Origin of the sequence: Shewanella glacialimarina, from assembly GCF_020511155.1 — a bacterium.
GTDB lineage: Bacteria > Pseudomonadota > Gammaproteobacteria > Enterobacterales > Shewanellaceae > Shewanella > Shewanella glacialimarina.
In genome coordinates, this window is sequence record NZ_CP041216.1 from 3,802,678 (window position 1) to 3,823,380 (window position 20,703).

The window sequence follows — 20,703 nt, forward strand, 5'->3', positions numbered from 1 at the left end:
TATCCTAGCTAACTAAGCCGTTATGCCTCAACCGGTGAGATAACAAACAATAGATCATTTTGTGAAACTTGTTGACCGTTACTGTTTAAAATACGCTCTATACGGTATGTCTGATCTTCAGGATACAAGACAGCATCTTGACGGTTAAAGCCGGCTAATGTCACTTGCGAGAACATCTTCATAGCCTCTGTTAAGGCTAAGGTTTGATCCACAGTCACTATGTCGCCTTCTTTAACAAAATCAGCTTCACCCGGTGCTGGTGAAGTGTAGAAAATACCTGCGCCCTGTGCCAATACTTTCAGCTCATTACTTTCACCAACACGTAACGACTCAGTATCTACTTTAACGTTTTCTGCCGCAGCTTCCATTTCCGCAATAAGCTCAGGAATATCTAGCTCAGCCATTAAGCGTGGTAAGTAGTTAGTGTCGTATACGCCTTCATTGAAAGTGCGATCTTTAAGAATACGCTTCAACAACGGAATGTTGGTCGCAATACCTTTGATCACGACTGTATCTAAGTACTCATACATTTTCTTGATAACATCTTCACGATCGATACCACGAATAATGATTTGTGCAATTAAACTGTCGTAGTATGGTGATATTTCTTTACCGGCTTCAGCAATCGAAATCAGCTCCACATCATCACGCTTTGGCATTATACATTCAGTGATCATACCTGGGTTAGGTAATAGCTGCAGAATACCATGACTGTCTAAGGCGGCTTTCTCGGCCGTCACACGTACTTCCATCGCATAGCCTTGATCAACCGGCTGAAGGTTTTCAATTGAACGACCTGCGGCGATATCAAACTGTGCACTAACGATATCAATACCTGAAGTGGCTTCAGTAACAGGATGTTCAACTTGCAGACGTGTATTCATTTCCATGAAGTACACTTCATTGGCATCTAAGTTGTAAATAAACTCAACAGTACCGGCGCCCATGTAATCAGTTGCGACACCCAATGCACGAGTATATTCCATCACGCGTTGCTTCAGTTCTTCTGGCAACATAGTTGAGCCAGACTCTTCAATCACTTTTTGGTTATTACGTTGCACAGAACAATCGCGAATACCCAATACCTTGGTATTACCGAATTTATCACGTAGCAATTGGACTTCGATATGACGTAAGGAGGTGACATACTTCTCTAAATACAAGTCGCCATTACCAAACGCAGCTGCGGCTTCTGTCGCCGTTTTTTGGAATAAACCAATCATATCCTCGGCGCGCTTAACTACCTGAATACCTTTACCACCACCACCTTGCACAGCTTTAAGTAGTACTGGATAACCAATTTCAATTGCCACATTTACCGCTTGCTCAGCATTAGTCAAAATACCATGGCTACCTGGAACAACTGGGACATTTTGCGCTTGAGAGGTATGAATCGCGTTAGACTTATTACCCATAGTGGTCATTGAATGCACACTTGGGCCAACAAAGTTAACACCGTTATTCACACACAATGCTGCAAATTGTGGACTTTCTGATAAGAAGCCAATACCAGGGTGAAGCGCATCAACATCTTCGTAGTCAGCCACTCTTAATACTGAATAAGCGTTTAAGTAACTTTCATCAGAGGTGTTACCACCAATACAAACCAGTTTATCGGTTTCTTTTAGCATATCCGCAGGCACAGAAGTCATATCTGGATCGGATGCAACTAATACTACGTTGATATTATTATCATGTGCTTTGCGAATTAACTTAACCGCAGTACAACCACGGGCATGAATAAGCACTGTGTTAATAGGTTTCATTAATGCACGAGGATCATTTTGAAGAATAACTTCTTCAACCTCAATTACTTCAGGCACTAGCGAAGATAGGGCTTTATCAATAACGTCTTCAATACGCGCTGTTGGCAATGGCATTAATGGATCGATACCCGTCAACAAACCGTCTAATGTGTCGCTAAATGGGTTGTACACTAAGCCCGTCATTGCACCTGGCACTTTGGATAAGTAATTCGACAGTGTCGCGGTAGACGGTAAATATGCTGGTACCACCATTTGGCCTGCAAATGGCATATTAGTGCCAGACAAATAGTAAGTTTGTACTAACGGATGCGTCACAAAACTAGCCTGCGCACCACCAGTACAGTCACCAAAACCAAACATCAATACAGGTAATTCATTATCACGAATAAAACGTGTAATACGGTCATTTACCACAGCCATTGAGAATAGTGCTGCTGCACCTTCTTTGGTTTGCATACCACCAGAGCTAATAAAGCAGATAACCGGCAGTTTACGCTTTGCACATTCAATTAATAGCGCACTAAACTTCTCAGCGCTGGCCATATCAAATGCACCCGCTTGGAAGGCGATATTTGATACTGCCACACCCACGCGTAGTTTTTTACCTTCGTGCTTAAAATCAGCAAGACCTGTTATCAAACCACAGGGGCGAATTTTCTTATCAATGGCATCTTCAATCGATAAACGGAACCCAGGGAAGTTAAGCAAGTTAGCCGACATTTTGTCTGCATTAATTTCGTCAAACTGAGTAAAGAATTTGGCAACCACATTCTCCCAACCCATTTTGCCTTTTTGCTTCTCTTCACGAAGGACCTTCTGGATTAATAAATCTTGATAACCCATGGTCAAACGGTTCCAGAAATCTTTACGACGACCAATACGTACAGGGTTAATTGTCCCTGTGTATTTGTCGTGGTCATCTTCACTGTCGAAGTATTCTGGTAATAAACGTTCAAAGAAGTAAGTCAAAATAACGAATAATGAATCGTTAAGTTGTGGGAAACCAACACTTTTCCATTGTTCTACACGGGTTAATAACTCAGCACGATTTGATTGTGCCATAAAGTATTTAAGCCATTTGTAGAACTTAGCTTTGTCATTGGCTTCATCATTAGTTGAAAGTGCATTATCAATCGATTTATGCAGTAATTTATCAACTGATGCACGCGCCAAGCTTTTCGACATCATCGCTTCTTTCGAAATAGACGCTAAGCTGCCCACAACGTTGTCATACAAGGCATTAAAGATCAGAATATTGTGACAGTGCCAAATAAAATCTTCACGAAGTTCATCATTAACCACTACATCTAATACGGTCAGTTGATTTAGCTCAGGCCATGCGGCTTGCGTTGCTGATTTTGGCAATGACTCTAAATGCTGAATTAAGCCTTTAAAGTTGTTAGCTGCGTTACCTTTCCAACGGTGGAATAAAGACCAGGCGAGATTAAAAATTAATGCCTTACGCGCTTTTTTATAGTTCTCTTTCGGCTCACCCAAAATAAAGCGAGTAATGACGTTACGTTCAGTAGACACCTCACTGCGTTTAGTCGAGAAGTTGCCCCATAACTTATTAAGATCTTCATCATAAACAAGCTTATCAGGGTTTGTTAACCAAGCTTGGAACACACGCTCTTGCTCTTGCTTAATTCGCTCAAGCAAGTCACCTTCCGGTACACTCACTTTTGATAAACGACCATACTGCTCAAGCGAGATAGAATGGATACGGCTACGTAAGGTCAGGTAACGTAAATAACGGTATGCACTACCAAAAATATTATGGTGCATAGTCGGGTTGCTTGCCACAGCCAAACCGGTATTATTTTCAAGGGTAACGAGATTCTTAGACGGCGCTAAGAAACGCTGTAAACTGCGATCATAATGTTCTTTTAAATCGTCAGACTCACGCACAAAGTTCACTGCCGCACGTTCAACCGCTTCGATTGAACTAATAATGGCACGGCGTAAGTTATGTTGACGCTCATCTTTATCACTTGGGGTGAAATCGATAATGCCGTCGATACAGCCTGCGGTATAAAGCTCTTCTGGCGATACGCCCACTGACTTAGCGCATTCTTGCCAAGACAAGTTGTACTTACGTGCAATGCTTTGTAGGCCTTGAGGTTGAATAGTATTGAAAATACCATCACGAATAGACAACAAAATGTTAGCTGCTGCCAGTGGAATAGCACCACCGGAGTAACCTGCACCAATCACAATACCCACTGTAGGCACGTCAACGTTGGCGCTTTCTGCAATGGCTTTAGAAATAGTATGGGCTTGGTTTTGACTATTGGCGATCTCACCCGCATCGGCACCAGGTGTGTCGATAAGGTAAATAATAGGCATTGATAATTCAGCAAAGTGACGAATCGCTTTGCACGCCGCAAGGTGATGCTCAGGCATCCAGGCACCATTAGCGGTACTGCGCTCTTGGGCAATAAAACCAATTCGGCGAGTACGAGTACCAAAATTTAACTCAACTTCAGCACGGTAGAATGACCCTAGGTGGCTTTCTGCAATGATTTTACCTTTTAAATCGGCAATCATGCGTTTAGCGCCAGGACGATTTTTGTCTTGCGATGGTAAAATAACTTTATTGACGTAACCGTCAACATCTAAAGACGCCAAGCCTTTTAAGTTTGCTTGTATAGCATCTTCAGTTAATAACCCTTTAACTTCTTCCGATAAACTCTGCTTACTATGGGCAGGAAATAACGAAAAATCTTTAGCCAGGTGTTCAGCTTGTAAAAATAATGGATCCGCTGATAGTACTTGAGTCTTGTTAGCGGGCTGCTTTTTGCTGGTCATCCTTAGATCCTCTGCGTCGTTAGCCTCTGAAATTTTTAGCCCGTAAATATAACTTTGTTAATAGGCTAATTACCATATAAACTACCTTGGACGCTTTGTTCCATAAATGAGACAGTGAGGGTAATATGCCGGATTTGAACGGTATGATGCTGTTTGCAGCGGTAGTAAGGGCTAACGGATTCTCTCAAGCTGCACGAGACATCGGACAAGCTAAATCAACAATTAGCCGTAAAGTTGCTCAACTTGAGGAAGAATTAGGGGTGCGGTTACTGCAACGCAACACCCGAAATATCAGCTTAACCCAAGTTGGCGCACTATATTTTCAGCATTGTGAAGCCATTAGCCAAGAAATTGAAGCCGCTAATGCCATCATAGAAAACACCCATAATGATATTTCTGGTTCATTAAGAATTGCTATTCCAGTGTCTTTCTCACAAGAAGTAATTGGTCACTTATGCTCTAGTTTTATGCGACTTTACCCCAATATAGAATTAGATATTCAGTTTACCGACAGCGACATTGGCCTAGTGGGTGAAGGTTATGATATTGCCATTAAGTACGGTCCTTTACAGTCTTCTGATTTAGTAGCCAGATTACTGTTTGAAAGACAGCCGATTTTAGTCGCCAGCCCAAATTATATTAAAAAACATGGCGTTCCTGCTTCGCCGCAGGAGCTTAATCAGCACCAGGGCATATTATTAGGTACTAGCTTATCAGCGCCGATTTGGTCGGTAGGCAAAGGCAACCGTAAGTTTATGGCCACCTTTCAACGTAAAGTACGGGTTAACAGTGCAAAAATGGTTAAACGCTTTGCCTTAGATGATTTTGGCATTGCCTTATTGTCCAATACCAGCTGTAAGCAAGAAATTGCCTCAGGCAATTTAGTGCCGATATTGCAAGAATGGCCAATGGACTCGATTAAAGTGTATGGCGTTTACTCAAGCAGACGACAGTTAGCATCAAATATTAGTGCCTTTTTGGACTTTATTGCTAAGCGTTACAGTAATCAAGAATCATTAAGCGCGATAATGAAGTAAAGCATCAGCTTTATAATGGAGCTAATCCATGAATATAAGCTGATATTAATCCATAAACCCCTTTGCCAATAAAGGCTGTTTTTATGGTATAACCAAGTTATTAATGGCGAAATAATCAACTAGCACTCGTCGCTATCAGCTTCTCAAGGACCCCCAAGATGGTATCAATACGCCTACTCATGCTTTCTAGTTTGGCTTTAATGGCCACTGCTACTATCACTCAAGCAAACACGTTAACTAAAGATGTAGAAGAACTGCGCTTACCTTTGGCCAGTAAAACCATGCCACGTATTGTCGACCGCTATCAGGACGTCACCGAAGGCCTTAACAATAAGCTGTCCAGTGCAACCGATGAACTAGCTATTACTCAAATGGTCGCTAACGAAGGGCATCGTTTATGGCTGCAGGCTGTAAAAGACGTACAATCAGGCCATACGGATGATCGCGCTTTATATTGGAGCCGACTGATGATGCGTGAAAGCCTTAAAACACAAAGAGTCGGTTATAACATTGCGCCTTGGCAGCGTGAAATTTTGGTCAGCGCGATTGAAAAAACGTCACGTGGTTTTAGTGATATTCATTTTAAAACTGATACACGTATTAAAATTTTACTGACAGGCTTCGATCCTTTCTTCCTCGATAAAGATATTGGTCAAAGTAATCCTTCAGGTGTCACAACCTTAGCCTTAGATGGTTATCAATTCAATATCGACGGTAAAATAGCTCAAATAGAAACAGTCATGATCCCGGTACGTTTTGCTGACTTTGACAAGGGGATAATTGAATCTTTACTCAAACCTATTTATCGCGATAACAGTGTTGATATGATTTTCACTGTTAGCATGGGCCGTGAACAATTTGATATCGAACGTTTTCCGGCTCGAAATCGCAGCGCTGCAGCACCTGATAACCTTAATGTATTAACTGGTGCCTCTAAAACTAACCCATTGCCGCCAATGCTAAATAACCAACCTTTAAATGGCCCTGAGTTTGTAGAGTTTTCACTGCCAATAATAGCGATGCAAAAAGAAAAAGGTCATTGGCAAGTTAATGATAACCACCAGGTCAGCACCATTGACCGTGGCCAGTTTGAAGCAAAGTCGCTAAATGAACTACAAAGCGAAACGTCTGTTGAAGGCTCTGGTGGTGGCTACCTTTCTAATGAAATCTCTTATCGTAGTATCTTATTGATGCAACAATTTGGTCGTAACATTCCTGTTGGTCATATACACACACCTAAGGTAAAGGGTTATGATTCACAGGCTGAGCATGACATTGTCGAGCAAATTAAAGTGATGATTACGGCTGCGGCAGCAAGCCTATAACTTTTCTAGTTAACGTTATTTAACGGTTTATCGTTAAAACGAATATAATTTAACTCAGCTTGTTCAGCCCACTTATTTAAAGGTGTTACCTTGTCACAACGTTTGTACCAGCATTTTCACACTATGGCTCAAAAACTGGGCCTTAGTGTTAATTCACTTACCGCTAAATCAAAGGCGAGCTTAACTTATTCAAACCAGCAAGCTTTCACTCACACACACATTGTTCATGCTAAGGATATTAGCGAGATTCAGCAAAGTGTTATCGATAAAATTGAAATTGATTATCAATTGGCTGAGCACTATTTTAAGCAAACGTTTCCGCGTCCATTGGTTCAATTTACCTTAAGGGGTAAAAGTGCTGGTACAGCTCACTTGCAACTCAATAAACTGCGCTTTAATCCAATATTACTTGATGAGAACACAGCTATATTTATTGACGATGTGGTACCCCATGAAATCAGCCACTTACTCAGCTTTCAACTATTTGGCCGAGTTAAACCCCACGGGGCTGAATGGCAAACTATTATGCGAAAGGTTTTTAACCGCGCACCCAAAACCACTCACCAGCTTGATACACAGTCGGTACGAGGCAAACAATTCGAGTATTTTTGCGGTTGTGGCAGCGTGCAACTTAGCGTGCGACGCCATAACAATGTGGTAAAGGGCAAAACGCAGTACCGCTGTAAATCCTGTCAGCATACCTTGCAAAATGCACCGCTCTCACAAGCGTAATGCAAACTTACTGCTTACCTCATCTATAACTAATAAGCGCCAAGGTAGTAAACAAGAACCACAGCATCAAACAGATTTCATCCACCTATCATTGCATCAGTCGAAAGTATCCCTTACCATTTCGCCAAAATGACAGGCAAGGCCAGTTTTCATAACAGCTTTAGTCTGCAATATTGACATATTAAGGTCCGCGCTATCATGTTTTATACCCCCCTCAGAATGCGATTATTCGCACTTTGCACTTTGTTGTGTTTATTTTTACTGCCTTTAACAACTGTAGCGGCTGAGCACCCTGCTAGCTTCAGTCAAGCTAAACGTATTATTCGCACTATCTATCAGGACAACCTACCCCTTAAAAGCTTTTATTGTGGTTGTGACATCGCCATTGCTGGTAAAGTTTGGCAACCAGAACATCAAAGTTGTGGCTATCAAGTCCGTAAACAGCAAATTCGCGCCAACCGAATTGAGTGGGAACATGTGATTCCGGCTTGGGAGTTTGGTCACCAGTTACAATGTTGGCAGCAAGGTGGGCGTAAAAACTGCGGTAAAACTAGCCCACAGTTTAAACAGATGGAGTCAGATTTACATAACCTCACCCCAGCAATTGGCGAGGTCAATGGCGATCGCAGTAATTTTCGTTTTAGCCAGTGGAATGGCAAAGCGGGTCAATACGGTCGATGTGAAATGATTGTCGATTTTAAAGGCCGTAAGGCTCAACCGCCGGCACGCAGCCGTGGCGCCATAGCCAGAACCTATTTTTATATGCAGCAAACCTATGCATTACAAATATCATCTAGCCAGCGCCAACTATTTCAAGCATGGGATAAAAGTTATCCGGTAGATAAAACAGAATGTAAACGTGATAAGTTAATTGCTAATTCCCAAGGTAATCATAATGATTTTGTACAAAAACAATGTCAGAATCTAGGGTTAAGCCAATAATACAAGCTCGGATATTACTACCCATGAGAATCCCAAGGATTTACCAAGCGATTGATTCACTCAATATTGATCAAGTCGTTGCTTTAGATGAAGATGGTGCAGCCCACATTGGCAAGGTATTACGCATGGGTGAAGGCGATCAAATCAGTCTTTTTTGTGGTGATGGCAATGACTATTTAGCCGAAATAACTCAATCGAGTAAGAAAAACGTCTCGGTGAAGGTCTTATCTGCCACAGCGAATCAATCTGAATCACCTTTGGATTTGCATTTAGGCCAAGTGATCTCTCGCGGCGATCGCATGGAGTTTACTATTCAGAAATCAGTAGAGCTGGGTGTCACCACCATTACACCGCTATTTTCTGAACGTTGTGGTGTTAAGCTTAATGGCGAAAGATTAGATAAAAAAATTCAACAATGGCAAAAAATTGTCATTAGTGCTTGTGAGCAATCTGGCCGCAGTGTGGTGCCTAAAATTAGGCCTGCTATGGAATTAATGGATTGGTGCCAGGAGCAAACCCAGGCATTAAAACTGAATTTACATCCGCGGGCGGCTCACGGTATTAATGGCTTAACTCAATTAGACCAACATAATAAAGTGCGGCTATTAATTGGCCCTGAAGGTGGCTTGTCGGATCAAGAAATCACCATGACTGAACAATTTACTTTTACCGACGTATTGCTAGGCCCACGCGTGCTGCGAACTGAAACTGCGGCACTGACGGCGATAACAGCATTACAACTCAAATTTGGTGATATCGGTTAATACAATATACTGCAAACCGCTATCACATATTCACACTTTAAGGATATCAACATGATTAAGCTCGGCATCGTGATGGACCCCATTAGCGACATCAATATTAAAAAAGACTCAAGCTTTGCCATGTTACTTGCGGCGCAATCTCGTGGATATCAGCTGTTCTATTTAGAAATGAAAGACCTAGCCATGGTAAATGGCAGAGCAATGGGCAATATGCGATCACTAACCGTGATCAATGATGCCGCTAAATGGTATGAACTCGGCGAGGCCATCGATACACCACTGGCTGACTTAGACGTCATTTTAATGCGTAAAGACCCACCATTTGATACCGAGTTTATTTACGCCACTTATATGCTTGAACGTGCTGAAGAAGAAGGCACATTAATCGTCAATAAGCCGCAAAGCTTACGTGATGCTAATGAAAAGCTATTTACCGCCTGGTTCTCTGAATTTACCCCAGAAACGGTAGTTACCCGTGACGCTCAACGTATTCGCGCGTTCCACCAACAAAAGTCAGATATCATTATTAAACCCTTAGACGGTATGGGCGGCAGCTCTATTTTTAGGATCAAAAAAGATGATCCTAACGTCGGCGTAATTATTGAAACCTTAACTAACTACGGCCAGCAATATGCTATGGCACAGGCGTTCATTCCAGAGATCACCCTAGGCGACAAACGTATTTTAGTGGTCGATGGCGAGCCAGTGCCCTATTCATTGGCCCGTATACCGATGAAAGGCGAAACCCGCGGTAATTTAGCTGCAGGCGGTCATGGTGTGGCCCAACCTTTATCTGAAAGTGATTGGAAAATTGCCCGAGCTATCGGTCCTGAGTTAAAAAAACGTGGCTTAATTTTTGTCGGTTTAGATGTAATTGGTGATAAACTCACCGAAATTAACGTCACTAGCCCAACGTGTATCCGTGAAATTGAAGCGGCATTTGACGTTGATATTACAGGGATGTTGATGGATGCCATCGAGGCACGTGTTAACCCAGCTTAATAATCAGGAAATTTCATGCTGTTTTTAAACACTTATCGTGGATTTGCTAGCGTATTTTTGTTTGCTTTGACTAACCTTGTCGCCACAAACGCATTAGCCAATCAAACCAATATAGTCAGCGAACCCCAAGCACAAGTTAGCACGCCAGCAGCGATAGCTATGGCAAATAGCAGCCAAAACATTTCACAATCACGCCCTAAAAATATTATTGTGATGATTGGTGATGGTATGGGACCTGCTTATACATCAGCCTATCGCTATTATAAAGATAACCCTGAAACAGAAGAAGTAGAGCAAACGGTATTCGATAGACTACTCGTGGGTATGGCAAGTACTTACCCCGCTACCGTAAGTGGCTATGTCACTGATTCAGCCGCGTCAGCAACAGCTTTATCAACCGGTATAAAAAGCTATAACGGTGCTATTAGTGTTGATGTCGAGAAAAGACCCTTAACCACCTTGCTTGAGAAAGCTAAAACACTGGGCTTATCTACTGGTGTAGCCGTTAGCTCACAAGTTAACCACGCGACTCCCGCTGCGTTTTTAACCCATAATGAAAGCCGTAAAAACTATATTGAAATAGCACAAAGCTACCTTGATACTGACGCGGATGTCATTTTGGGTGGCGGACAACGCTACTTTTCAGCCGAGCTACTTAGCCAGTTTACGGCCAAAGGTTATCAGTATATTACTGAGTTTAGTCAGTTAGATACACTCAGTTCACCTAAAGTATTAGGCTTATTTGCAGATGTTCAATTACCTTGGGTTATTGATACTAAGCAAGCACACCATTTAGGCACGTTGACCCAAAAATCAATCGAGTTACTGTCGCAAAACCCAAATGGTTTTGTGCTGTTAATCGAAGGCAGTTTGATTGATTGGGCTGGACACAGCAACGATATAGCTACCGCGATGGCCGAAATGGATGGTTTTGCCCACAGCATTGAAATTGTTGAACAGTTTGTTCGTCAGCAAAAGGATACCTTAATGATAATCACAGCCGATCATAATACCGGCGGACTGTCAGTTGGCGCTAATGATGAATATGTTTGGAAACCGGCGGTGCTGCATAAGGTAAAAGCCAGCCCTGATGTAATTGCTGCAAAGGCTATTGCAGCAGAAGCATGGCAAGCTATTGTCACTAAGCAATTAGGTTTTGAGCCCAATAGTCAAGAATTTACATTACTCAACAACGCACGCATGCAAGGCAATGAAGCCATGGCAATATCACTGCGTAAGTTAATTGATGTTTATTCAAATACCGGTTGGACAACTCTGGGCCACACTGGAGATGACGTGCAAGTTTTTGCTTCAGGCCCTGGTGCTAAGCTATTTTCAGGCCATCAGGACAATACTGAAATAGCTAATAAAATATTCAGCTTATTGCCAAGCTCAGCTCAGTAAAGCACTATTAACGATTAGCTAAGCCGATATTTCAACCTTGGCTAGCTCAATATATTAAAGCGACATTAGTCGCTTTAATTTTTTCATTCTATAAATGATAGTAGGTCAATGTGTTAACTAATCCATCTCAATTATTATTAAGAAACCATCACGAATTTGCAGGCCTTAATATTCTTATCCTCAATTATGAGTCAGATACCTTAGCGCATCACTGTATTGAGAACGCCAAAAGCGTGACTGCATTGGCGTTGGATTATAATCACCACTTAACTCTATCACCTTATGAAAGTGACCGTTTACGCTGTTACTTTGCCCCTAAGTTGCCAGACGCACAGATGTTGGAAAAGTTTGATTGTGTAATTGTATATTTTCCTAAAGCTAAGCCATTAGCGGAATACTTATTTGCCTTAGCAGCCAGCCATCTTGTAGAAGAAGGATTGCTGCTGGTTGTGGGTGAAAACAAGGGCGGCATAAAATCGGTAGATAAACTATTACCCGACGCTTTTAGTTCAGCAGTTAAAATAGACAATGCCCGTCACAGCTTGCTATACCGTGCATATCTAACACAAGACGTAGCACCTTTAAAATTAACTGACTGGATGACACAATACACAGTCGACACACCCCAGGGTAACATTACCATTTGTAATTTAGTCGGTGTTTTTAGCGAGAAGAAACTGGACCTAGGTACTGAATTATTACTGTCTAACTTACCTAAACTGAGTGGTCGAGTATTAGATTTTGGTTGTGGTGCAGGGGTAATATCAGTCGCGCTACTCAAACAATATCCTGAACTTAATATCGAATGTATCGATATCAATGCAATGGCTTTAGCGTCATGTGAGCTCACCTTAGCAGCTAACCACATGCAAGCTAAGGTTTACCCATCAGATGGATTTAATCAAATTGAAGGCAAGTTCGACGGGATTATTTCTAACCCCCCGTTTCACGATGGCTTAGATAGAACATTTGCCATAGCACATGCTTTTGTCACCCAAAGTGCCACACGATTAAGTGCTAAAGGAGTGTGGCAAATTGTGGCTAATCGACATTTACCCTACGCCGACAACATAGCCAACACATTTGGCTCAGTTAACGTGCCAGCCGAAAACAATAAGTACAAACTGTACTGTAATAAAAGTAAGTAGCCTCAACTCGGATTAATATATTCAATCAATAGCAGGCCTATTGCACGTTAATGTAACCCAGTTAACAAAGTAAACATCTGCTCGGTAAACGATAATTTACCGAACAGATGTTTAATAACATATCATTTAATCAATTAAGTGGGTCAATGCATAAGTAAGCTGTGACTTTGATACTGGATAATTTAGCTAAATTCCGCTAGATTCGAGGTATAGTGATTTTTATATCAACTAGTTTTAACTCTCCAATAAAAATAATAAATAAAGGACATTATGTTAGAGCCTTCTGTTGCAGCATTTAATGCTGAAAAATCTAAAGTGGAATTGCGGCTTATCCCTAATACCCACGGGCCAATTTCTACAGATGATGTTAATCAGCTTCTTAAACAGCCTAATTTTGCTATGCTGTTTCCGATCACGCCTGCGATAGACAAAGCGGTTAAAGAAGTGAATGCCCTGTGTGGCCAAAAACCGGGAAATCACGAGCTGTTTTTCACTATTGCTGAGCGTAAAGATGGCAGTATTAGCATCAGCATTAGTGACGATAAAATGCAAGCAACAATGAAAATCACTTCAGCTTGGGGCGGTAAAGATATTTTACTAGCCGATGTACTCAATAATCTTAAAAGCAACAAAATAAAAATGGGCTTAAGTAAGCCTAAAATTATGGCGTTATTACAAAGATTAGATATTTTACCTCCTGGTGAGTTTTGCGAAGGCGAAATTGCCATCGGTAAAGCTGCAATAAATGGCGAGCATGCAATTTTAACCCGTAAAGTACCGCTTGCTCGAGAACGCTTATTACAACCGCAAGAACGCGAAGATGGTACCGTAGACATGCGCAACTTAGGCGCATTGGTTACCGTTAAACCCAATGACATATTAATGATAAAGCAACCGGCAACCTCTGGTGCGGCTGGCTATAATGTGCATGGTGATACATTAAACCAAACACCTGGTAAAGATAAGTTAATGATGCCTGGTAACGGTACAGCTCTGCATCCTAATGACCCCAATAAACTTATTGCTACGGTATCTGGTCAACCGGTCGAAAATAAAAAAGGCATGCAGGTTGATGATGTATTACAGATTAAAAATGTTGATGTAAATTACGGCCATGTAAACTTTAAAGGCAGTATATTAATTACCGGTGATGTACATGAAGGTATGCAGGTAAAATCTAGTGGTGATATTACCGTAATGGGTTTTGTTGACTCCGCCAGTCTTGAGGCAGAGGGTGATGTTATCGTCAGTAAAGGGGTTATTGGTCGCTTAATTAAAGAACAAGAATTCAGTACTAAAATTCATGCCCAAGGGCAAATTTGCGCCCAATTCGTTCAATATTCAAATCTCATCGCCGAAGGCGAAATCCTGGTGACCAAACAGCTTTTACATAGTCATTCTGACTCAGGTAGTACTATTACAGTAAGTGATGCCCAAGGTCGACGAGGAGATCTTGTTGGTGGTAAAGCCACCGCAGCAAAAGGGATACGTGCAGTTGCTTTTGGGGCTACCGCGGGGACTAAAACTGAACTATTTTGCGCCATGCAGCAACAAGAGTTGAAGCAAGAGTTAAAAGCATTGGATGAGAGTGTCAAGCAGCTTGTGCTAGCAGGTCTTGATATTGAAGCAAGACTTCGCAAGCTTCCGCCCAAAAAAGACTGGCAAAACGATGCAGGCATGATTGAACAAGTCAAAATGATGCTAGATCAAAAAAATCTTATTGCTGCAGAACGTTTGAAAGAAGAAATTGAATTTGAGCAAGTTAAGAATGAAGTAAATGGTTATTACGACCGATATTTTATTCGTGCCGAGAAACACATATTTGCCAATGTTGAATTACATATTGGTAATGCTCAAAACCGCACTCAGCGTGAACATGGACCGAGCTCGGTCAAAAATATTAATGCAGAAATCAGCTTTGATTACAGTCGCTAATGCAACCAGCTGATAAAACTATCAGATCCATTATAAATTGGCCTGCCATCGTGTTGCTGCATCAACACGATGACCTCGTCTATATTGCCGATCAATCAGCTTGGCTAGAATATCTTGATCATGAAGCAGCTAATCTAGTCGCTGAAGATAAACTCATTGATAGCACAGGACAATGCTGGCTAATGACCGAATCTATTAAGCAGCACACATTAATATCTAGCACGCCAATCAGCCTTGAGCAATTTATTACCATAGTGCAGCGATTCGCACAATTACAAGGACAGTGTTGCAGCAGTAAATTAATCTTCTCAAACTTTCAACAGGGCTTTGCAATCATTGAGCAATTAGATTGATTAAGCTAGATTGATTGAGCAATTGATTGAGCTATTGTCAGGCCTCTGGCAAAATAGCGACAATTTTACTGAGTAAGTTTGAGAGTGTGCATGGAGTTATTAAATATTGAGTGTCTTGGTAAACGGCTACGTTTAGAAGGCTCAATGGCCGGTTGGCAACAGCTATATTGGGACAACCAGTTGGTGTCACAAAAATCAGCCTCACCCAATAACCAAGCGTTTCACATTCATCAGTTTGAATTGACCTCACAATCAACCCGTCCACTCTCAACGCCATCGGCTAAGCAAAACACCGACGGTTTAGAAAATAGTGCGCTAGATGATGTCATAATTGATAACATTCAGACCAATGCGATTCCAGTAAGGCTTGAAGTCGATGTTAAATGGCAGCCTTTTTATCTTGAATACTGCGTGTTAGTTGACGAAGAGCAAATCAGCCAAGGCCAACGTACAACCAAAGACATTGAACAACAAGTCCCCGAAATAGCCGTACCTAAAGCTAATAAAATCAGTATGGTCGGTTTAGCGTCACTAGGGTTTAAGCTTTTAAAAAGCGCTAAAGTGGTCAAAGCCTTGTTCGCAGGAGCCAGTGTTGCCGCTTATTCATGGCTATTCTCTATTGAATTCGCCCTCGCCTTAATTGCCTGTCTAGTATTCCATGAATATGGCCACATTAGAGCTATGAAGCACTTTGGCATGAAAACCAAGGGCATCTATTTAATCCCCTTTATGGGCGGTCTAGCCTTAAGCGATGAGCGCATTAACACTCGCTGGCAAGATGTGGTCATCTCCATCATGGGTCCCACATTTGGCTTGTTTTTGTCTATCGCTTGCTTGGTAGCTTACTGGGTCACGGGCAATGTTTTTTTTGCCGGCTTAGCCGCCTTTAACGCGTTACTCAACCTGTTTAATCTATTGCCTATTCTGCCATTAGATGGTGGCCATATTTTAAAAAGCATCAGCTTTTCGATGAATAGCGTCACAGGGTTAATCGCCTGTGTTGCCGGAGCCGCTATTGGGGTATTTATCAGTTACAGCTTAGGCTTAGCCTTGTTAGGTTTCTTATTATTAATTGGTAGTTTGGAGATTGTTTTTGAATGGCGCGGTCGTCACCAAAGCCATTTGTTACCGCTAGACCGTTATGGACAGATCTTTTCAGCTATTTGGTATTTGCTAACCGTTAGTGCGTTAATTGGCATTATTTGGGTTATTGCGGGTACGGGTGATGATATGTTGCGGATGCCACTAGAGATACTTAAGAGTTAATTGGAGGATTACTTAGTCGGTTAATTCAGACTAATATCTCATGTTTACTAATTGCCTGCCGCAGGCCTTAGTGCAGATAATCCAGCGAGACGCCAGTTCTTGATTTTAAAATCAGCGTCCCTGTGGGCTTAACCAAAACATCTCTGTTTTGGATACTCGCTGGCTCATCTGCACCTGAAATTTCATCTCTTCGATTTAGCTTCACTCGTAACGACTACCAAAAGCAAAATATGAAGATAAATTTAGTGAATCTTTGAATGATTCATTTGAATTGAGGACATCGAGACTCTTTACTCCGAGAACCCGTGAGCTTGGCATGGATGTCACGCTAGCTTTCGTTGGGCCAAGAACGGCCCATCGGAAGCGATAGGGATTTTTGATAATGGCGAAGCAGACTACAAAAACGGCTAAAAGCTGGATCGATCCCCATCGAAAATATGCGTTTTTCAGCATTTTTCGTTTGGGGCGCTGGGTGTTCCAAGAGGGAATTACTGTTGATTCCCTCTTGACCGGTGCAGGATGGAATCCTGCGATGTTGCTTCTCTCTTTTTATAGAATCAAGTCAAATACCACGACTTACCTCGGCCGTTTAGGCCGCAAAACAAAACCAAACTTAAAGCTCGAATACATTAGTCATCACTTTATACAACTCAGTCCCTTGATGCACAGACGCCGAAGCAAAGTGCAAAATCGGCACGCAGTCTTTATCTAAACTCAGCGGTGTAACCGCTTTGTCTGAACCGTATAAATCCAACCTCAGCATATTGACTAAAGATTGCCCTGCTGCCAATGGCTCACCGACTGTGGCGCAATACTCAACCATGCCAGATTGCGGAGCATGAAACTTTTTATAATCTTTTAGATAACAGCCATAACGCGACAGTTTTGCAGGTTCAATAGCTTGTTTAATCACCCCACGATGGCTTAAATAAGCCAAAATACCATTGGCATCGACTAAAGCATCTGCCATATCAATCCGCTCTTGGCTAGCCAGCTCAAGGGTAAACGCTGCCACTGGCACATCAAAATGACGGCCTTTACTCGCGGCATAATCGGTTAGTTGCCACCAGGGACAAAACGCAGCCTCATCCATGGCGCCGCCAAAACTGTTAGGTATGATCAAACTGTATGGAATAGAGAAAAACTTAGCTGAGTCGAGATCATACTCAGGACAATACAGATGCTTACAGGATTTAGGCCCTGTATGTAAATCAAGCACGATATCGGCTTGATGAGCCAATGACTGCAAACTCACCGCTAATCTATGACCTGTAGTGATGCCCCAAGGCTGTTGTAGCTTGGTGTGACAAGCCTCAATTAGTGTTGCCTTAAACGATTTAATCAGCTCATCATTAGGTAAATCTTGATGCTGTTCATACCAGGCAGCTATGTCGATTTTATGTTCTAAGTACTCACGGTTCCAATTAACACCGGTTATTGGGTCAAATCGGCCTAGGGTAAACTCACCACTTTTTTGATTAATACCCAGCGGGTTGGCTAAAGGAGCAAGCACAATATCCCCTAAAACCTCAAGCTCTTCTAACAAGGTCATTAGTTGATAAATTACCGCATTACCTTGCACTTCAGCACCGTGCACGTTGGCTTGAACGTATACGGTCGGTGCGCTGCTGTCGATGCCTTTAAAAGTGAATAAAGGCACATCAAGGGATTGCCCAGCAGCGAGTTCACCTACATTCAGTGATGTGCGCAATGCTTTAGTCATCATTTGCTTTGTCATAGGTTACTCGAAAAGATTTTGATGTAATGCTTTAACAACGTCTGCCGCTTGAGTTTCATCAATTAATACACATAAGTTATGCGGGCTAGCACCCTGGCATATCATACGGACATTGTATTTTTCTAACACTTGAAATACTCGGCTACAAATACCCGCTGTAGAAGCAATTCTGTTACCAATAATCGCCACCAAGGCTAAGTTATCTTCCACTCTTACCCGGCAATGTTGTGATAACTCTTGCAATAACGATTCACTTAATAAGCCCTGGCCGCTTGAGTCAGAGCCTGTTTTATCTAATGTTAGCGCCACGTTCACCTCTGATGTGGTGATCAAATCTACCGATATTTTATGGCGTGCTAATGTAGCAAAGGTTTCAGCTAAAAAACCCTGGGCGTGAAGCATTTGCAAGCTATGCAGATTTAATAATGTTTGGTCTCGGCGTAATGCCACCGCGCGGTAAACTGGCGTATCTTCTACTTGATGACGGATCCAGGTTCCACCCGCTTCAGGGTCTTTACTTGAACCGACAAACACCTGAATTTTCTGGCGAACAGCTGGAAGTATCGTTGCTGGATGCAATACTTTGGCACCAAAAGTAGCCATTTCAGCGGCTTCATTAAAACTGATTTCAGCAATCGGGCGGGCATTAGGCGCCAAACGTGGGTCGGTGGTGTAAATGCCTGCTACATCGGTCCAAATTTCTACCGCATGGGCAGATAAAGCTTCAGCTAATAAAGCGGCTGAATAATCACTGCCGCCACGACCTAATGTTGTGGTGCGGCCCTGCTCATCTGCCCCAATAAATCCCTGGGTAACAATAATACTGGTGCTTAATAGCGGTTGTAAAAAATCACTCGATAAATGAGCAATTTGTTCAATTTGAGGTTCGGCACGACCAAAATGGCTATCGGTACGAAGCACCTGGCGTACATCAAAAGCCTGGGAAGATGCGCCCTTTTCACGGATAACAGCAGAGAATAATACCGACGAACAATGCTCTCCCATAGACAGCAGCTCATCCATAGCCGCTTTACTGCGGTCAAGAATTAATGACTCACTTAACACAGACATCCGGCTTAAAAGCTTATCAATTTGCGCAGCAATGTCCTGTGGCTGACTCAATTCATCAATAATACGATATTGAATTTGGGCAACTTGTTTTAGCAAGCTTAGACGACGTTCGTCGTTGACATTAGCACTGGTAAGTTCAACTAATAAGTTGGTTACACCGCTAGATGCACTGACCACCACTAAACGGGTATTAGGATTGGATAAAACGATATCAGCACAACGACTCATCGCTGAGAAATCAGCAACAGAGGTTCCGCCAAACTTGGCTACAACTAATTGATTTAACGACATATAATACACTCCGAACTAAACTTCGTTCGAAGAGCCTGGTGCAAAGATAACGCACCCTTAAAGAAGGGAAACAGCAATCACCACCAGAAGCTCTCCACCAAATAACAGGTGACAATCGCTAGGATTCAACCTAATCGACCGATAAATAAGTTAACCAAATCTTATTGTATCTCGGCGTTAATCTCCCTCGTAAGCTGTCATGGGAATTGGTCTTCCTCAAGCTTACTACCTAGTTAACGCTCCTCTTCTGTGCCTCCCTAAGGAGGGACCAGCAAAATAACAATAAACATAGGGTTAAGTCAATGCGCAAGATTGCAAGTTGAGTAAAAATAAACAAATGCATTATTTGCAGTAACGTACAATTAGGATTTGGCAGTAAAAAAGCGATTAGATGTGGTTTTGGGTAAGTTATGTGCAGGATAAAGATGACATTGTAAATGCAGAATGTTAATAGTGAGGTAAACAGAGCTTTAATATAAAATCAGTCGTTGGTATTAGCTCATTACACTCATTTGTTAAATTTATTGTCTCAATTAAAAATTAACAAATGAAAATAAAATGGTTTAACAGAATTCAGGGAAATCACTGACTAAACGTAAACGTTGATTAAAGGCTCCCATTTGCACCTCACTTTTGTGCTGATCAAAGCAGGCTACAAGCGATAACAAGCCTTGATTAACATAGTAAATTGCATGTTGTTTAAACTCTCGACCTAACTCAATAGCTTGATTTTTATCAATAAAAACAGCCCAACTTTTTTCAACATGTGACAAATCAGGTGCGACACCCATTAAGCAACGGTAAGGGCTTTGATATTGAAGGATTTTTAGTTGGAGTTCACGATCTAATAGGCGGTTTTGACTTGGGGTAAGTAAGCACCCTAATGGGTTATAAGCAGTAATAATAGCGAATGAAAAATCATGGGATAAAGACTGAGTCAGCAAAAAGTGCGTTTGTTGATAGTCCTGCCACACAGTATCGATAACATTTTGCATAACAAATCCCACTAAATAAGCCCAAAAGAGTGTAGCAGAAAGGATTTAATAGCGAAAGAAATGTAAATCCCATCATAAAAAAATATATAATTAACCATTTTAAATCAATTAACTAAATACAATATC

The 20,703-nt window shown here is 41.8% G+C and carries 15 protein-coding genes and 1 riboswitch; of the genes, 11 read left to right on the forward strand and 4 right to left on the reverse strand.

Features of this window, described 5'->3' with window-relative positions:
• Positions 1 to 20: 20 nt before the first annotated feature.
• Entirely contained in the window at positions 21 to 4,574 is a 4,554-nt protein-coding gene (locus FJ709_RS16610; protein WP_226411243.1) for an ATP-binding protein, read from the reverse strand.
• A gap of 125 nt (positions 4,575 to 4,699) precedes the next feature.
• Between FJ709_RS16610 and FJ709_RS16615 the strand changes: the two genes are divergently transcribed.
• From FJ709_RS16615 to FJ709_RS16665, 11 genes are all read left to right on the forward strand, one after another.
• Positions 4,700 to 5,611, forward strand: a complete 912-nt coding sequence (locus tag FJ709_RS16615; protein ID WP_226411245.1) for a LysR family transcriptional regulator — start codon at positions 4,700 to 4,702, stop codon at positions 5,609 to 5,611.
• 158 nt (positions 5,612 to 5,769) lie between these two features.
• Positions 5,770 to 6,936: a hypothetical protein gene (locus FJ709_RS16620; protein ID WP_226411247.1), complete on the forward strand. Its 1,167-nt coding sequence runs from the start codon at positions 5,770 to 5,772 to the stop codon at positions 6,934 to 6,936.
• A gap of 90 nt (positions 6,937 to 7,026) precedes the next feature.
• Positions 7,027 to 7,668 (forward strand): SprT family zinc-dependent metalloprotease, encoded by a 642-nt coding sequence (locus tag FJ709_RS16625; RefSeq protein ID WP_226411249.1) that lies wholly within the window; start codon positions 7,027 to 7,029, stop codon positions 7,666 to 7,668.
• Between the two features lie 198 nt (positions 7,669 to 7,866).
• Positions 7,867 to 8,610 (forward strand): endonuclease, encoded by a 744-nt coding sequence (locus FJ709_RS16630; RefSeq protein WP_404829972.1) that lies wholly within the window; start codon positions 7,867 to 7,869, stop codon positions 8,608 to 8,610.
• Between the two features lie 23 nt (positions 8,611 to 8,633).
• Positions 8,634 to 9,374, forward strand: a complete 741-nt coding sequence (gene rsmE, locus FJ709_RS16635) for a 16S rRNA (uracil(1498)-N(3))-methyltransferase (protein ID WP_226411251.1) — start codon at positions 8,634 to 8,636, stop codon at positions 9,372 to 9,374.
• A 51-nt stretch (positions 9,375 to 9,425) separates the two neighbouring features.
• Complete coding sequence (gene gshB / locus FJ709_RS16640) at positions 9,426 to 10,376, forward strand: glutathione synthase (protein WP_226411253.1); 951 nt, start codon at positions 9,426 to 9,428, stop codon at positions 10,374 to 10,376.
• A 159-nt stretch (positions 10,377 to 10,535) separates the two neighbouring features.
• Entirely contained in the window at positions 10,536 to 11,780 is a 1,245-nt protein-coding gene (locus FJ709_RS16645) for an alkaline phosphatase (RefSeq protein WP_226416031.1), read from the forward strand.
• Between the two features lie 110 nt (positions 11,781 to 11,890).
• Entirely contained in the window at positions 11,891 to 12,928 is a 1,038-nt protein-coding gene (locus FJ709_RS16650) for a methyltransferase (RefSeq protein ID WP_226411255.1), read from the forward strand.
• A gap of 270 nt (positions 12,929 to 13,198) precedes the next feature.
• Entirely contained in the window at positions 13,199 to 14,863 is a 1,665-nt protein-coding gene (locus FJ709_RS16655; protein ID WP_226411257.1) for a DUF342 domain-containing protein, read from the forward strand.
• 50 nt (positions 14,864 to 14,913) lie between these two features.
• Positions 14,914 to 15,216, forward strand: coding sequence for a DUF4144 domain-containing protein (locus tag FJ709_RS16660; RefSeq protein ID WP_264177949.1), 303 nt, complete (start codon positions 14,914 to 14,916; stop codon positions 15,214 to 15,216).
• Positions 15,217 to 15,306: 90 nt separating this feature from the next.
• A complete protein-coding gene (locus FJ709_RS16665; RefSeq protein WP_226411261.1) occupies positions 15,307 to 16,482 on the forward strand; it encodes a site-2 protease family protein in 1,176 nt (391 codons plus the stop codon).
• 613 nt (positions 16,483 to 17,095) lie between these two features.
• On the opposite strand, the gene FJ709_RS16670 is transcribed toward FJ709_RS16665, so the two are convergent.
• From FJ709_RS16670 to FJ709_RS16680, 3 genes are all read right to left on the reverse strand, one after another.
• Complete coding sequence (locus FJ709_RS16670; protein ID WP_226411263.1) at positions 17,096 to 18,220, reverse strand: succinylglutamate desuccinylase/aspartoacylase family protein; 1,125 nt, start codon at positions 18,218 to 18,220, stop codon at positions 17,096 to 17,098.
• A gap of 3 nt (positions 18,221 to 18,223) precedes the next feature.
• Positions 18,224 to 19,582, reverse strand: a complete 1,359-nt coding sequence (lysC, locus tag FJ709_RS16675; RefSeq protein ID WP_226411265.1) for a lysine-sensitive aspartokinase 3 — start codon at positions 19,580 to 19,582, stop codon at positions 18,224 to 18,226.
• Positions 19,583 to 19,661: 79 nt separating this feature from the next.
• Positions 19,662 to 19,837, reverse strand: a riboswitch (Lysine riboswitch).
• Positions 19,838 to 20,145: 308 nt separating this feature from the next.
• Positions 20,146 to 20,577, reverse strand: coding sequence for a DUF3293 domain-containing protein (locus FJ709_RS16680; RefSeq protein WP_226411267.1), 432 nt, complete (start codon positions 20,575 to 20,577; stop codon positions 20,146 to 20,148).
• Positions 20,578 to 20,703 lie beyond the last annotated feature (126 nt).